10 protein-coding genes and 2 pseudogenes are annotated in these 15,990 nt (G+C 73.3%); 8 read left to right on the top strand and 4 right to left on the bottom strand.

The window, feature by feature from the left end; all coding sequences use genetic code 11:
* Window positions 1–12 precede the first annotated feature (12 nt).
* Window positions 13–93, top strand: a pseudogene (locus SGLAU_RS36930) (UvrB domain 3-containing protein); the annotation flags it as partial.
* 218 nt (window positions 94–311) lie between these two features.
* Window positions 312–1,292 (top strand): annotated as a pseudogene (locus SGLAU_RS35915) (DUF3387 domain-containing protein).
* A gap of 54 nt (window positions 1,293–1,346) precedes the next feature.
* Here SGLAU_RS35915 and SGLAU_RS10245 read toward each other — a convergent pair.
* On the bottom strand, window positions 1,347–2,963 hold the full coding sequence (locus SGLAU_RS10245) for a hypothetical protein (protein WP_159072771.1): 1,617 nt from the start codon (window positions 2,961–2,963) through the stop codon (window positions 1,347–1,349).
* Between the two features lie 450 nt (window positions 2,964–3,413).
* On the opposite strand from SGLAU_RS10245, the gene SGLAU_RS10240 reads away from it, so the two are divergent.
* Window positions 3,414–3,830, top strand: a complete 417-nt coding sequence (locus SGLAU_RS10240; RefSeq protein ID WP_043500383.1) for a type II toxin-antitoxin system PemK/MazF family toxin — start codon at window positions 3,414–3,416, stop codon at window positions 3,828–3,830.
* 385 nt (window positions 3,831–4,215) lie between these two features.
* Here the strand turns inward: SGLAU_RS10240 and SGLAU_RS10235 are convergent, their stop codons facing one another.
* Window positions 4,216–5,724 carry a hypothetical protein gene (locus SGLAU_RS10235; RefSeq protein WP_043500381.1) on the bottom strand — a complete coding sequence of 503 codons (1,509 nt, stop codon included), beginning with the start codon at window positions 5,722–5,724 and terminating at the stop codon, window positions 4,216–4,218.
* Between the two features lie 214 nt (window positions 5,725–5,938).
* Between SGLAU_RS10235 and SGLAU_RS10230 the strand changes: the two genes are divergently transcribed.
* From SGLAU_RS10230 to SGLAU_RS10210, 5 genes are all read left to right on the top strand, one after another.
* Window positions 5,939–7,630, top strand: coding sequence for a S1 family peptidase (locus SGLAU_RS10230; protein WP_043500373.1), 1,692 nt, complete (start codon window positions 5,939–5,941; stop codon window positions 7,628–7,630).
* Window positions 7,631–7,727: 97 nt separating this feature from the next.
* Window positions 7,728–10,181 (top strand): tetratricopeptide repeat protein, encoded by a 2,454-nt coding sequence (locus tag SGLAU_RS10225; RefSeq protein ID WP_043500371.1) that lies wholly within the window; start codon window positions 7,728–7,730, stop codon window positions 10,179–10,181.
* Complete coding sequence (locus SGLAU_RS10220; RefSeq protein ID WP_078958035.1) at window positions 10,178–11,683, top strand: VWA domain-containing protein; 1,506 nt, start codon at window positions 10,178–10,180, stop codon at window positions 11,681–11,683. Before SGLAU_RS10225 ends, SGLAU_RS10220 begins: the two co-directional genes overlap by 4 nt.
* Window positions 11,680–12,618, top strand: a complete 939-nt coding sequence (locus tag SGLAU_RS10215) for a hypothetical protein (protein WP_043500370.1) — start codon at window positions 11,680–11,682, stop codon at window positions 12,616–12,618. The genes SGLAU_RS10220 and SGLAU_RS10215 overlap by 4 nt, the downstream gene beginning before the upstream one ends.
* On the top strand, window positions 12,615–13,829 hold the full coding sequence (locus tag SGLAU_RS10210; RefSeq protein WP_052413692.1) for an extracellular solute-binding protein: 1,215 nt from the start codon (window positions 12,615–12,617) through the stop codon (window positions 13,827–13,829). Before SGLAU_RS10215 ends, SGLAU_RS10210 begins: the two co-directional genes overlap by 4 nt.
* A gap of 292 nt (window positions 13,830–14,121) precedes the next feature.
* On the opposite strand, the gene SGLAU_RS10205 is transcribed toward SGLAU_RS10210, so the two are convergent.
* Complete coding sequence (locus SGLAU_RS10205; protein WP_043500369.1) at window positions 14,122–14,700, bottom strand: DoxX family protein; 579 nt, start codon at window positions 14,698–14,700, stop codon at window positions 14,122–14,124.
* A gap of 430 nt (window positions 14,701–15,130) precedes the next feature.
* The gene (locus SGLAU_RS10200; RefSeq protein ID WP_052413691.1) at window positions 15,131–15,913 is read right to left on the bottom strand and encodes an SDR family oxidoreductase; all 783 of its coding nucleotides are present in this window, start codon (window positions 15,911–15,913) and stop codon (window positions 15,131–15,133) included.
* Between the last annotated feature and the right edge of the window lie 77 nt (window positions 15,914–15,990).

The following is a 15,990-nucleotide window of genomic DNA, read 5'->3' as shown; positions in this document are numbered from 1 at the left end:
ATCGTCCACTCGATGCTGCTCACCGGGTACGACGCGCCGCCTATTCACACCCTTCACATGGACCGTCCCATGCAGGGCGCGAACCTGATGCAGGCCCTGGCCCGCGTCAACCGTCGCTTCCGCGGTAAGCAGGACGGTCTGCTGGTCGGCTACGCCCCGCTCACCGACAACCTGACCAAGGCGTTCGCCGAGTACTCGCCCGACGACCGGGAGGACCAGACCCTCGGCGCGGACATCGAGCGTGCCATCACGCACGTCAAGAACGAGCTCGCTGAGATCAGGGGCTGCTGGTCGGCAGCCGCTGGAAGTAGTTGCTCGCCGACACGACACACCCCGAGCCTCGCAAGCGCGCCCTGCGGCTGGTCTCCAACCACCTGCGCAATCCGAAGACGCCCGGCAACAAGGTGGACGGCGACGCCAAGCCGCTGTCTGCCAGGTCCAAGGAGAGCGCCTACCGTCTGGAGCGCTACTACCGGATCTGCGCCATGAGCCGGGAGATCGTCGAGCGCTGCGAGGACCTGGAGGACTGGCGGCGCGATATCGCCTTCTTCACCGAGGTGAGGGCCTGGATGGTCAAGCTGGACGCTGCCGACCGAGAGGCCAATGGCGAGCCCCTCTCCGCGGAGGTCCAGCTCCACCTCAAGCAACTCGCCGCCTCGGTCGTCGACGCCGACGACATCACCGACCTGTACGAAGGGGTCGGTATCGGCAGGCTCGACATCACCAACCTCAACGAGGCTCAGCTGCGGAAGCTGGAGAACTCCGAGACACCGCACCTGGTCGCCGAGGCCCTGCGCCGCCTGATCCAGCAGAAGATGCGCGAGGTCAACAAGCACAACATCGTCCGCCACGAGAGCTTCTCGGAGCGTTTGGACAACCTGATGAGGCGCTACATGCTTCGACAGCTGACGAGTGCCCAGTTGATCGCTGAGCTGGCCTCGATGGCCCGTGAGATCGCCGCAGACGCCCGCCGTGGTGAGCGCTTCGATCCACCGCTGAGTCACGCCGAGCCTGCCTTCTACGACGCCGTCGCGTAGGGCAACACGGCGGAGCTCATAACAGGCGGCGACGAGACACTCGCTCAGATCGCTCGCGCGCTCGTCACGGACATCCGGAACAACCTCTCGGTCGACCGGCTTTCCCGCGAGCCTGTCCGCGCCAAGCTCCGCTCCCGCATTCGCCGAGTCCTCGCGAAGTTCGACTACCCCCCGGAGGAGGAGCGCGAGGCCGTCGACCTGGTCCTCAAGCAGACGGAGACCTTCGCACAGGAGTGGGCTCCCAAGGCGAGGTAGACGCGGCTTCTCCCGCTGGGATCACGGAGGTACGGGTGCCGCGTCACCCGTACCTCACCGTCCGGTTGTGCCGTGCCGCCACTCCTCCAACACCAGCCAGAACTCGCGCGGCCAGGACATCGACAGCGGATCGAACGAATAACTCTTCACCGTCGCGTCCTTCCACAAGACCTCTGCGCGCTCTGCTTCGTCCGCAAGGGAACGGGCCGTCGCCAGGTGACACAGGGCGGTGGCGTATTTCCCCTCCTCCGCGGCTTCCAGGAAGGCTGGCCAGAGCTCCCACGTCAGATGCTGTTCGAGGGCTCGCAGGTGATCGCTTGCCTTCTGGAGGACCAGGTCGTCTACGTGCCGCGTGATCTCGTCGGCCTGACGCTCCACTTCGTCGACCCGGTCGTCATTCCAACCATGCTTCTCGACGAGTTCCCGCCAGGTCGTCCACGAGCGCTCTGCCTGCTCCTTCGCGTATGTCTCCAGTTCCGCTTGAGTGAGCCGTGGTATGACACCGGCGTCCGGATCACCGGACGCGGACTCGTCTGGGGCCGCTTCGATCTCGTCTCTCCCGTACCTGATGCGAGTCAGGGTCGCCAGAAGACGAATGATGGCGTCGATGTCCTCATCACACACGGCATGAAAGATGTTGACGATGTCCTGAGCAACACCTTCCCGGTCGGTCTCGGCAAGGTGGTCATCGAGACGGCCGCCGTGCCCTTCGTCCGGGTTCAGGATGCGCAGGCTTTCGAGAAGATCTTCAATCTCGGAGTCCAGCCGCTTCGTGACAGCCTCTGGGGTCTCCCGTTCCTGTCGGGCGGCTTCTTCGCGCTTCGCGCGCTCAACCGCCTCCCTCTGTCGGTCGCGAGCCTCCCGGCCCGAGGGGAGTCGAGTTTGGAGTGCCCTCATCTCCTGGGCCTTGGCCGGGTAGGACTCGTCCAGCAGCTCGATGGCCTGCATCCGGTGCCCGGCCTGGACCAGCGGATCCGACGCGACGCGGCACAGCAGGTCCAGCCCTGCCTTGGGATCACGACGTGCCACGGCCACCGCGATGGCGAGGCGATCGTTGCTTGCGCCGCCTGGGTGCGCGACGAGCTGCGCGACAGCCTCGGGTACATAGCCGCCCGGAGTCTCGTGCTCGGCGAGTGCCAGCCCGACTGCCATGCGCGTCTTGAGCGGGGCCGTCTCGTCTCTCGCGAAGACCTGCGCAGTCCAGACAGCCCATCCTTCGCGGACAGCGTCCGCCAGCCAGTCCCAGCCGTTCTTGGCCAGCAGGTGCCGGGCTTCCGCGTATCCGACGTTGTCACGGAAACCGGAGACGAGGTCGTCCGCTGCTCGATGTCTCATACCCGGTGGCAATCCCTTGGTGCCAGCCACATAGCAGAGGCCGAGGATGTGATCGCCGTGGGTGAAGCGAGGTCGGTCGACATTGACCCGCGAAGCACGGACAATGCACTGCAAGTCCTCATGCCATGGCCCCGGCGTCTTGACCATGAATGTCGCGGCCGCCAAGTCCGCACCGCCACGAATGTCGCACGCATCCAGACTGCTGATACGCCGGTTGTCCGGGAGTGACGGATCAGCCAAGTTGATGAGGCAGTCCGCAATCAATTCGTCCGGCTGCCTGTAGCGAGCGGGTACTTCGCAGTCCGGCAGGAGTTCTGGCCTTTCAGGCCCGTCCACAGTGCGCCCCCTTGATCGACGATCTCGGCAATCGTAGCTCCGCCGTGGACAGGACCCGACGGGGAACATCACGTGGCTGGGTACGAGGCCATGAGCAGCAGCCATGCCTCAGGAGAGGGCTGGAGCCGGGTCGCACGCAGCCGTGCCGCGGGTCGGCGCCGACGCCGTCGCCGGCCTCCGATTCTGTGGATCACCGCGCTGTGCGACGGGTTCACATGAGGGGCGCGCCGTCGCGGAGGTACAGCGGTCGTCCCGCCCGCGCGGCGGCCGGGTCTACGCTGTGATTCGCAGCCACCGCATGTTCCTCAGTCGTCACACACCGATGATCAACGGAGGCCGTGCCCGTCTTCACCGCCCCTCGGTCACGATGTGCGGAGACGGGGCTCCATCCCTTCCGTGTCCCGCCCGGGGCACGCAGCGTTCACCCGCCGTCTCGTGCCAGGAGGACACATGCAACGCGGTGACGTGTGGTGGGTCGACTTCGATGAGCGACGGCCGGTCGTGCTGCTCTCGGACGAGGAGCCATCCGGGTTTCAGGCGATGCAGGTCGTTGCGCCGGCGGGCGTCGACATCAGCGGCCTGGGCGTGGAAGTGGCCGTAGGAACCCCGGAAGGACTGCCCTTCGAAGGCGTGCTGCGGTTCGCGCTCCCGCTTCCGGGCTTCACTCCCTGCACATGGCTGACCACTGTGACCCGGGACGACCTGATCGAGCGGGCGGGCGTCTTGTCCCCCGTGAAGCTCCGCGAGGTCGGAGAAGCCCTCCGTGCCGCTGGAGAGAGCAGGGAGTGGTCCCCGACGACGGCTGCCAGGCTCCACGAGATCAAGGACGCCCGCCGTCGCGAAGCACTCGAACAGCGGATGCTCTGAGGACTGTTCCAGTTCGACGGCCGCCAGTGAAGTCCCTGGAGCAGAGGGGGACGACGACTGCGTCCAGACGCACGCTCCGAGCCTGAAGACGACCGACCGGCAGGATTCCTATCGATCATCGTCATCGATGGGTTCCGGTTCCCGGGTGAAAGCCAGGTCCAGGACATAGCGTTCGGTGACGGGGCAGCCTCCAGCACACGGCGGCCGGGGGTGGCGGTGACGTCGTGTTCGGCGAGGAGCGCCATGGTCGGTGGTGTCTTCCTGCTGGTTGGTGATCTTCACGTAGAACGGGTCGCCGTCCAGGTCCGGGTGAGGGGACGACTCCCTCGACTGCCTCCCGTCGCCCCGACTCGTCTGCCCCTGCCCGTGGGCGTGGGCCCCCGGGTCACCCGCATCCGCCCCCGCCCGGTTCCGCGGGTACCAGCCACGCCTTGTTCGCCGGGAGTTTCAGTGGCTCGCCGGTGATCTGGTCCCACAGGACGGCCGTGCCGTCCGCGACGTTGATGAGCAGGTAGGGTCGGTCCGGGTCAAGGGCGGGGCCTTCGCCGGGGATCCTCGCCGGGGCGGTCGTTGTACGCACGCACGTCCAGGACGGCTCCACGCCGAAGTAGGGCGGCAGCTCCTCGCCGCGCGCGGCGGCCGCCTTGGTGCGCTGGGCCGCCCTGCCCGCCGAGTCCAGGGCGAAGCCGCCCGTGAAGGTGAGGATCACCACGAAGACCAGGGCGTGCAGGATGACGTTGCTGCGCTCGCCCGGCGTCGCGTAGAAGTGGTGGCGGTGCCGGGCCACGCCCCACCAGGCGGGCACCAGCAGCACGTACGCCAGCACCGACAGCAGCTTCAGCGCGGCGAGGAACTGCCAGACCGGCGGCACGTCGAGATCGCTGCTGCTCAGGTCCAGTGCGTCGGCGTACAGCGCGTGCAGCACCGAGCCGGCGGCGAGGAAGGTGGACACCAGCAGCGTGACCACGAGGGGCACGGCCCAGGTGACCCACTCGCCCCACGTCCACTGCCGGACCAGCAGCCACAGGCCCGACACCACGCCCACGACGAGCAGCGTGGTGAACGCGTCGGACGGCGTCCAGCCGTCGCTGCCGGCGAGCCCCAGACCGCCGGCCGTGAAGAAGGCGGACACGGCCAGGACCACGACCGTGCCGGTCACCCTGCCGTCGGGGAACAGCCGCCGGCCGGCCCGGGCCGCCCCCGCGACGCCGACGGCCGCCCCCGCGCCCCACAGCCACCGGCCCGCCGGCCCGGCGTGCACCGCGCACACCAGCGCCACGGGCGTGACCAGGGCCCACGCGACGGCGAGGAACGCCCGGCGCTCGCCCTCCTCCTCCGGCCAGCGCCGCCGCGAGTCCCGCCACATGCCGTCCAGCGGCCGTACGGCCACCTCGGAGGCGCGCGCCCCGTGTCCGGCCCGCGCCAGCCGCAGTGCCTGCCCCGCCGGGCCGGTCACGAGGCCCCCGGTGTCGTAGGCGCCGCGCGCCAGCGCCCAGGGGGCGGCGTACCTGCGCCAGGGCGAGCGCAGGGCCCGGCGTCTGCGCCGCGCGTCGACGACCCGCCAGCGCGAACGGGTCTCCCGGTCCCGGTGCAGCGGCTCGGCGCGCAGCACGTACGCCTCCAGCCGCGCGGCGCGCGCCGCCTTGCGGACCCGCTCCGCCGCGCCCTGGTCGCACCCCTTGGCGATGCCGAAGAGCCGCACCTCGACCTCGTAGACCCGGGAGCCGGGGTCGGGGACGACCGCGTCCCCCAACGGCCCCTGGCCGGCCGGGTGGTGGGCCCGCACGGGCCAGCCGTGCCGGCCGAAGCGGTCCTCGGCCTCCTGCCAGTCGTCCGGCCCGCCCCGCACCTCCACGAACACCCGCACCCGCTGGTCGTACCGCGTCTGCGCCACCGGCCCGTTCCCTCCCGTCCCCGCGCCGCCCCCGCGGCGGTGCGTCGCCGGTGTGGCGGATCCTGTGCTCATCCGGCGTGGGAGGTTACGGGGGGCGGTCGGCACGAGCCGAACCGGGGGCCGGGCGGCGGCCGTCGACCCATTTCGGGAAGCCCTGTTGAATAGTTGTCACATCCGTATGCGCCACCACCAACCGCCCGTATAGTTTCGAACCATGGCTGCTGGCGGGGGAGTCCGGGCCGCCTTGTCGACGGAGACGCCGAGCTGGGCCGTGCGGATCCGGGGAGCGGACGGGGAGATCGCGGGGGCTGGCATTCTGCTGAGTCCCGACCGGGTCCTGACCTGTGCCCATGTGGTGGACCGGGCGGCGGAGCGGATCACCGCGGAGTTCGTGGGCGCCGCCGGTGGCACGGTGACCGCGGTGCCGGCCCGGGTGGACGCGTGCGTGCCGCAGACCCTGGACGCCGACCGCGATCCGAGCGGGGACGTCGCGCTGCTGCGGCTGGAGCGGCCCAGGCCCGCCGGGGAGGCGGTGCGGCTGCACCGGCTGTCCGCGCCGGGCCGCGAGGTGCGGATGTACGGCTTCCCGCACGACCACACCGGCGGCGTCTGGTTCCGCGCCACCGTCGTCGGCGGCCGTGGCCGCGACGGGCAGGTGCAGCTCGCCCCGACCGGTCCGGGCGAGCCGGACAGCCCCGGGTGCAGCGGCGCGGGCGTCGCCGACAGCCGTACCGGCGAGGTCATCGGCATGGTCCTCAGCGCCCTGCGCGACCGGCACGGCAACCTGTTCTCCCTTATGAGCCCGGCCGAGACGATCGTCCGGCACCTGCCCCAGGTGCACCGCTGGACCGCCGGGCGCACCGCCGTCGACGACCGGCTGAAGTCCACGGAGGGCGACGCCTCGGCGGAACTGCTCGACGAGCCGTTCGCGCAGCGCCTCGCCGCCTGGCTGCGCGACGACGGACAGCAGGTGAAGATCAGCGTCGTCCGGCGCGGTGACGGCGCCCGCGCCGCCACCCTGCGCCGCGCCATCACCCTCGCCGACCGCGAGTTACGCACCGGGGACTCCGTCGAGCGGGCCTCGCTCGAGTCCCCGGAGACCGTCCCGTCGGCCGGCGGCCACGACCTGGCCGTGGACGCCGCCGGCCTCACCGCCGCGGAGATCGCGGAACGGATCGCCGAACGCATGGGGCTGTGGCAGCACCCGGCCGGTTCCGCGCTCGACCGGATCGCAGCCGCCGACGTCACGCTCACCCTGGTCGTCGTCGGTGTCGACGAGGCCGCGGATCCGCCCGCGCTGCTCGAACTGCTGGACGTGCTGCGCGCGCGGGGCAGCCGGCTGCTCCTCGTCTTCCGCGCCGACGGCGCCTGCCACCGCCGGGCCCGCAGCCAACTGGTGACCGAGCCGCTGCGGGCGCGTCGGGCGCGCCTCGTCGAGCGGCTGCGGGAGGTCACGGGACCGCTCGCCAGGACCTTCCACGAGCGCCGGGCCGTCGTGGTGCCCGACGGGATCCGGCCCCTGGACGGGGACCTCGTCGCCGCCCACGCCGCCCTGGCCGACCTCGCCCGGGACGGTCCCGGGCCCGGCCCGGACCTCGCGCGCTACGAGCGGCTGGCCGAGCGGGTGGCGGCCCGCCTGACGCGCGCCGTCGGCCGGCTCGACCGGCTCCACGACCGCCGCGAGGAACTGCGCGGCCGGCTGCGCAGCTACCACGTGCTGCACCAGCGATCCCTCCAGGGCGAGGAGGACCCGGCGGTGGACGCTCTCTATCTCCGGGCACACGAACTGCTCCAGGCCGCACCGTGCGACGTACGGGCGGCCGAGGCCGCGGTCGACGCCTACACGCACCGGGTCGACCGTCACGACGGACAACGGCAGAACCAGGGCGGGGGGTCGTCGTCATGAGTACGGCGATGAGCACGGCGCGCCACTCGGTGCGCACGCGTGGGGAGTTACAGGACAGGCGGCCCGCTCGGCGCGCTCGTCGGGAAGGGCCCCTCGCATGACGGGACAGCCCTGTGCCAGACCCGACTGCCGCGGTGGCCGCATCATGGTCACCGGCTTCTGCGACACCTGCTTCCGCAAGGCCCTCGCACCCCCGCCCCGCAGGGAACCCGCTCCCGCGGACCCCGGGCCCGGTCCGCGCGGTGAACCAGCGCGCCGGCCCGCCGCGTCCGGCCCGGGCGGCCTCGAACTGGACCTGGACGGCCTGGTGGTCCTGCCGCACCTGCCGTCCCCGGAGCCCTCCGAGGCCGCCGACACCACCGCCCGGCCGCCCACCGGGGGGCGGCGCTGCGGGGTCGACAACTGCGCCGGAACCATCGGGGTGTCGTACGACGGCGGGCCGGCGCCCGACCACGGGTACTGCCCGGAGTGCGGCACGGAGTACTCGTTCCGGCCCAAGCTGCGCCCCGGCGACCGGGTCGGCGGCCACTACGAGGTGCTCGGCTACCTCGCGGTCGGCGGGCACGGCTGGGTCTACCTCGCCGAGGACACCCGCGTGCCGGGACTGCACGTCGTCCTCAAGGGGCTGATCAACACCGGGGACGCCGTGGCCCGGCGGGCGGCCGTCGAGGAGCGCCGCTCGCTGACCACGCTGCACCACCGGGACATCGTCCGCATCGTGACGTACGTCCGGCACCAGGCGGACGGGGACGCCGAGCCGACCGGGTACATCGTGATGGAGTACGTCGGCGGGCGCTCGCTCGCCTGGCTCCGGTGGGCCCCCGAGGAGGAGCTGGCGCGGCTGTTCGGGGACGGCGGGCCGGAGTTCGGGCATGTGATCACGTACGGCTGCAAGATCCTCGGCGCCCTGGAGTACCTGCACGACCAGGGCCTGCTGTACTGCGACATGAAGCCCGAGAACGTCATCCACTACGGACGCGAGATCAAGGTCATCGACCTCGGCGCCATCCGCCGCACCGACGACCGCACCTCCGGGCTGGTGTACACCCACGGCTACGCGCCGCCGAAGAAGGAACGCGACGAGCGCGGCCTGCACGTCGACAGCGACCTCTACACCGTCGGCCGCACCCTGAAGGTGCTCGCCGAGCGCGCCACCCCGCCCGCCGGGCTCGCCGCCCGCTCCTTCGAGGCGCTGATCCGCCGCGCCACCCACCCCGAGCCGGCCGCCCGGTTCGGCTCGGCGGCGGAGATGTCCCGGCAGCTGTGGGAGGTGCTGCGCGAGCACCGGGCGCTCAGCGGGCACGAGCCGTACCCGGAGCGGTCCACCCGCTTCGAGCCGACCGCGGCGGTCTTCGGCGCCGCCCTCGGCACGGTCCCGGCCCTGACGCACTGGACGCTGCGCCGGCGGGCCGAGCCGCCACCGCTGCCCGCCGGCGCCCCGGAGCCGCAGGAGGCGGCGCGGGCGCTGCCGGTCCCGATCCCCGATCCCGGGGACGCCGCGGCGGTGCTGCTCGGCGGGCTCGCCGCCGGCACGCCGGGGCGGATCGCCGAGCGGGCGGAACGCGACCCGGCGCTGCGCACCGTGGAGAGCGCGCTGTGGCTGTGCCGCGCCTACCTGGCCGCCGGGGACGACGTGCGGGCCGACGCCTGGCTCGGAGCGGCCCGCGAGCGCAGCGGCGACTACGACTGGCGGATCTTCTGGCACTCGGGGCTGCTGCTGCTGACGCGCGGCCGGGTCGAGGAGGCGGAGGGCGAGTTCGCCGCCACCTGGGCCGCCCTGCCGGGCGAGGCCGCGCCCAAGCTGGCCCTCGGCTACTGCGCGGAGTACCTGGCCGGGCGGATGCGGGAGACCGCCGCGGCGGGACCGGCGGGCGACGGGGGCCGCACGGCGCGGCAGCCGGCGGCGCTGCGCCGCGTGGCGCGGGACGGCGAGGAGCAGCCGGCCGGCCGGGCCGCGGCCCGCGAGCGGCAGGCCGAGGAGTACTACGAGGCCGTGTGGCGGCGGGACCGCACCCAGGGCAGCGCCGCCTTCGGACTGGCCCGCATCCATCTGAGCCGCGGCGACCGGAGCCGGGCCGTCGCCGTGCTGGACGAGGTGCCGACGACGTCACGGCACTACGACGCCGCGCGGATCGCCGCGATCCGCGCGCTGGCCGGACCGCTGCCGGGCGGGCAGCCGCCGCCGGCCGACGGGCCGGCGAAGGCCGCCGGGCGGGTGGCCGGGCTCTACCTCGACGACAGCGGATCACGGGACCGGCTGGTCACCGAGCTGCGGGAGTACGCGCTGGTCTGCCGGCCGCCCGTCGGCTGGGGCGCGGACTTCCCCACCGACGGGCTGTTCGGGACGGAGGACACCCCGGAGGCACTGTGCGCCCTGCTGTCCCGGTCGCTGAAACGGCTCGCGGACCAGGCGGGCGAGGAGGGGACTCGCGGCGACCTGCTCGACCTGGCGTACGCGGTGCTGCCGGAGCCGGCCCGGCTGCGTGAACTGCTGTGGATCCGGCGCCGCCGGCGCAGGGCGCAGACCAGCCGCCGCACGGCGGAGGCATGACGGTGGACGACGACGAGGGGGAGGTGCACGGACCCGTGGAGACAGGAGCGCCCCGGGAGGACGGAACGGGCGGGCAGGTCACGGTCGGGCTGGAGATCAGCCAGTGGAAGTACCTGTCCGCCGAGACCAGCGACCCGCAGATGCACGCCATCCTCAGCGTCCGGGTGGACGGCACCGAGGGCGGCGGCACCCCCGGGCCGGTGCTCGCGCAGGTGCTGGCCGTGGACTGCTCGAGCTCGATGACCTGGCCGCCGGACAAGCTGCACGCCGCCCAGCAGGCCGCCGTCGCGGCGATCCGGAAGCTGCCGGACGGCACGCCGTTCGCCGTGGTCCGCGGCAGTGACACCGCGACCATGGCGTACCCGGACGTGCCGGGGACGGCCCGGGCGGACGCCCGCAGCCGGGCGGAGGCGGAACGGGCGGTGCTCCGGCTGGTCGCGGGCGGCGGCACCTGCATCGGCGCCTGGCTGGACCTCGCCCGCCGGCTGCTGGCCGAGCAGGGCGCGCCCATCGGGCACGTGCTGCTGCTCACCGACGGCAAGAACGTGAACGACGAGCGGATGCCGCTGGACGGGGTGCTGGACGCCTGCGCGGGCCGCTTCGTGTGCGACGCCTGGGGCATCGGGGACGGCTGGGACGGCCACGAACTGCTGAGGATCACCCGCAGACTGCACGGCAGCGCCTCCTCGGTGCGCGAGGAGGCGGCCCTGCCCGGCGAGTACCAGAAGCTGATGGACCGGCTGCTCACCAAGAGCGTGCCCGAGCTGGCGATCGCGGTGACACCGATGGCCGGGGCCGCCGTCCGCTACCTCAAGCAGGTCTTCCCCACCGAGGTGGAACTGGCCCCCGAGGGGGACACCCAGCGGTTCGTCACCCGAGCCTGGGGCGACGAGACCCGCCGCTACCAGCTCTGCCTGTCCGCCGACCCTTCCGGGCACCCGCGCGGGGAGGACCTCCAGCTCGCCGTGGTCACCGTCGACGTGCCCGGCCACCACGTGCGGCTGCCCACGGCGCAGCCGTGCGTGGTGCACTGGACCGACAACCCGGCCCTGTCCCGGCAGACCGACCCGCAGGTCGAGCACTTCGAGGCGCACCAGCGGCTCGGCGAGGCCGTGGCCGCCGCCACCGACGCGCACCGCCGCGACGAACGGGACCTCGCGGAGCACCACCTCGGCCGGGCCGTGACGCTGGCCCGGGCGATGGGCGCCGACGAGCAGCTGCACCGGCTGGCCCGGCTGGTCGACATCGAGGACGCGCAGACCGGGCGGGTCCGGCTGCGCGCCGACGTGCGGCCCGTGGACTTCCAGCACCTGATCACCGCGAGCAGCCACAGCACCTACGGCCCGGCGTCCGGCACCGGCAGCGCCACGGGCGCCGCGGGAGCGGCCGGGGCGGCGGGGCCGGGCGCGGGCACCGTGCCCTGCCCGGCCTGCTCGAAGCCGGCACCGGCCGGGGCCCGGTTCTGCCCGTTCTGCCGCCACCCCTTCCAGGAGCGGCCGTGAGCACCACCCGCCCGGAGCTGATCCGCAGACTCCGGTGGCTGCTGGGCCTCGGGCTGGCCACCACCCTCGCGCTGTTCGTCGCCTACCGCGGCGTGCACGACGACACCGTGCCGCTGTCGTCGGCGAGCGCCCCCGGCATCCTGGCGGTCGACACCGCGCGCAGTGCGATGAGCCAGGCGCACCAAGTCGTCGAGGACAGCGGGCGCACCGGCGACATGAGCGGCGAGTTCCACACCCGCATCTCGGTCGCCCACCAGAGCCTCGCCCTCGCCGCCTCCGAGAACGTCACCGGACTGGCGGGCCGCCACGACCTGCAGACCGTCACCGGGCTGATCGCCGTCTACTCGGGCTGGGTGGAGCGCTGGGGGCAGGAACCGGACGGCTCCCCGCTGCGCGCCGCCTACCTGCACTACGCGGAACAGGTCCTCGGCCAGGGCAGCGCGCCCGGCACCGACGGGGACATCATGAGCCGCCTCGACGCCCTGCGCGCCGAACAGCTGGCCGAAGCCGAGCGGCAGGCGGACTTCACCTGGCGGCAGTGGCTGTGGTGGAGCGCCGTCGCGGTGCTCTACGTCGCGCTGTGCCTGGGCCTGCTGGAGACCCAGCGGTTCCTGCGGCGCCGCTTCCGCACCCCGGCGCAGCCGCTGCTGCTCGCCGCCACCGCGCTGGCCGGGCTGGGCGTGCCGGTGCTGGCGTGGATCACGCGCACCGCGCAGGCGGCCATGGAGGACTCCGTCGGCCGGCTCAGCGTGCCGCGCGGTGACCCGGACGACATCCCCTCGGTCGCCGCCCAGGTCGAGGACGCGCTGGCGAACGCCGGATGGTGGGCGGCGCTGTCCGACGGGGTGCTGCTCGCGGGCGCCCTGCTGCTGACCCTGACCGCGGCGGGGCTGTGGCCGCGCATCGACGAGTACCGGTTCCAGGAGCGGCGATGACACGACCACGACCTCGTACGCTCCTCGTCCTCGCGGTCTGCCTGGCCCTGCTCGGCACCACGGTGTACGTGGGGGTGCGCTGGGCCCAGGCGTGGAAGGGCTCGGTGACCCTGCTCGCCAACTGGAGCGGCACCGAGCGCGAGCAGTTCGAGGACAACGTCATCGGGCCGTTCGAGGACGAGTACCGCATCGACGTCGTCTACCAGGGAAGCTCCGCCCTCAGCCAGGTCCTCGCCGCCGACATCGCGGCCGGCAGCCCGCCGGACGTGGCGGTGCTCCCGGGGCCCGGCGAGCTGCTGTCGTACGCCGTCGACGGACGGCTCCACCCCCTGGACGGGCTGTTCGACCGCCGGCACTACGACGGCATCTGGGCGCCCGAGGTGACCGTCCCGGGCGGCGGCGGCCACACCTACTGGCTGCCGGTGAAGACCGGCCTGAAGAGCATGGTCTGGTACGCGGGCGACCGGCCCACCGCCCGGTCGGCGGGGCCGCAGCGGTGGTGCCTGGGCATGGAGTCCGGCGCCACCTCCGGCTGGCCCGGCACCGACTGGGTGGAGGACGTCCTCCTCCAGCAGGCCGGGCCGCGGGTCTACGCGGACTGGGCCAACGGCAGGCTGCCGTGGACCGACCCCGCCGTGCGCAAGGCGTGGGCGACCTGGGGGGAGATGGTCGGCGCGGGCGGCGGCCGGGCCGAGGCGCTGACGGCCGGCTTCGGCGCGGACTGCGCCCCGGGGCGCCTGGAGCACCAGGGCTCCTTCCGGGCCGGCCACTGGCAGCGGGCGGGCGGCGACTACGTGCACTTCTCCGAGGTCGTCCCCGGCGCCGGACCGCGGGCGGGTGCCTGGGAGGTCTCCGGGGACCTGGCGGCCCTGCTCAACCCGACGCCGGAGGCCGAGCAGCTGATCCGCTACCTGGCCGACCCCGGCACGGCACTGCCCCAGCACACGGCGAACAAGGCGGCGGCACCGGACGGCGGCCGGGACGGCACGGCGGACGAGGTCGGCGGCATCCTGCGCGGCGGAACGGGCGGGACCCGCTGCTGGGACGCCTCCGACGTGATGCCGCGCGCCACCCGGGACGCCTTCCACCAGGCGGTGCTGCGCTACCTCGTCGAACCGCGGCGCCTCGACGAGCTGCTGACGGAACTGCAGGAGCTGACGGAGGCGGACGCCGCGAGCACCGGACCGGAACTCCCCGTGTGCGGCGGCTGAACCCCGCCGTTCCCGCCGCCCGGTGCGCCGTCGATCCGCGCCACCGCACCGGCCGCCCGGGACGCCGTGCCGGACCCCGCGACGCCGGCCTCATCCGACGACGGGCCCTAGGGGCTTTCGTTTGGATCAGCCCGGCTTGAGGTCCGGAGCCTCTCGACCGACCCGAGCGGGGTCTGGTGCGTGCAGCTGCAAGGCGGAGGAGGGAGCCGACGCGGAGCGTCGGCGACCGACGACAACGCCGCAGATGCGCGTGCCAGGCCCCGCGACGCCGGGGTGATCCAAACGACAGGCTCTAGCTCGGTGTCGTCTCGTCGAACAGGGCGTCGGCCTCGCTCCCGCCCTCGTCCTCGCCGTTCCCCGACTCCTGCTGCAGCCGCTTCACCCGGGTGCCGACCACCACCGCGGTGGCGGCGGCGGCCGTGCCGAGGGCGGCCGGGACCATCCAGCCGCGGTCCAGCACATGGCCGAGGGCGTGGTCGAGGGAGAGGCGGCCCGGGCCGGTCACGGCGAGGCCGATCGCGGCGAGGCCGAGGGTGGCGGCGTACTCGTAGCCGCCCTCCTGGTTGAAGAAGCCGTTGGGGGCGTGCACGGCCGCCGCGCCCGCCATCGCCCCGGCCGCCGCCGCGCCCGCCGCCGGGGTGGCCAGGCCCAGCGCGAGCAGGGCGCCGCCGCCGGTCTCGGCGAGTCCCGCGGCGGTGGCGCTGGCCTTGCCGGGCCGGTAGCCGACGGACTCCATGAACTGTCCGGTGCCCTCGATGCCGTGGCCGCCGAACCAGCCGAACAGTTTCTGCGTGCCGTGCGCGACGAGCACCCCGCCGGCGCCCAGCCGGAGGAGCAGCAGGCCCAGATCACGTCGGTCGTAGAACGTCACGTTGACTCCCGGAGCAGACGAGTGGACAAGCGTGTGGTGCGACCCCGCCCCGGTTTCCCCGGTCCCACGGTCGCATCCCCGCACCCCGCGGGTCCCCTCCGGCGCGGCCGTTCGGGTGGCGGCGCCCGCACGGCCGCCGCTCGCGCGGGGCGGGCGTCCGGGAACGGGACCGGGCGGGCGCGGCCGCGCGCCCCTGGCCGCATGGCACGGCAGCCGTTCCCCGGCCCGGTGCGCACCCCGCGATCCCTCGCGGGGTCCACCCCCAGCCCGATGCCGTGGAACGGCTGCCGCCTCCCCCTGGTGATGGCCCTCAGGAGCTCTGCACTCCAAGTGTGAAGTTCCTGTGGAGGAGAGTTGAGCACAGGGCCACCGGCGTGGGCAATGGGACGGATGGCCGAGTTCCGCTGGAGCGAACGGATCCCGCCACGGCTCAGCCGCGGCCCACGTACGGCATCGCCGTCGCCAGCACCGTCGCGAACTGCACGTTCGCCTCCAGGGGCAGCTCCGCCATGTGCCGTACGGTGCGGGCGACATCGGCCACGTCCATGACCGGTTCCGGCGCGATCTCGCCGTTCGCCTGGAGCGCCCCCGTCTGCATCCGGGCCGTCATGTCGGTCGCCGCGTTGCCGATGTCGATCTGGCCGACCGCGATGCGGTACGGCCGCCCGTCCAGGGACAGCGACTTGGTCAGCCCGGTCAGGGCGTGCTTGGTGGCGGTGTAGGCGACCGAGTGCGGACGGGGGGTGTGCGCCGAGATGGAGCCGTTGTTGATGATCCGGCCGCCCTGCGGGTCCTGCTCCTTCATCTGCCGGTACGCCGCCTGCGCGCACAGGAACGCCCCGTTGAGGTTGGTGTCCACCACGTGCCGCCAGGCGTCGTAGGGCAGCTCCTCGACCGGCACGCCGCCCGGCCCGAACGTGCCCGCGTTGTTGAACAGCAGGTCCACCCGCCCGAACCGCTCGACGGCGGCCGAGAACAGCGCCGTCACGTCCCCGGGGCGTGACACGTCCGCCGGTACGGCGAGCGAGGCGCCCTCCGGCACCAGCGCGGCCGTCTCCGTGAGGGGCTCGGCGCGCCGGCCCGCGAGCACCACCGACCAGCCCGCGCGCAGCAGCTCCACGGCGACCGCGCGTCCGATGCCGGAGCCGGCGCCGGTGACCACGGCGGTCCCCGGCCGGCCCTCGGCCCCGCTTACCGTTCGCTTCTCGTTCATGGGCCCGCAGCGTACGGGAGGGTCCGCCATCCGGAACTCATCTGTCCGTCATGTGATTGTCCTGTACACGCCTATCG

Origin of the sequence: Streptomyces glaucescens (genome assembly GCF_000761215.1) — a bacterium.
GTDB lineage: Bacteria > Actinomycetota > Actinomycetes > Streptomycetales > Streptomycetaceae > Streptomyces > Streptomyces glaucescens_B.
Note: the sequence above shows the minus strand (reverse complement) of the source record. Positions and strands in the feature narration are given on the sequence as shown.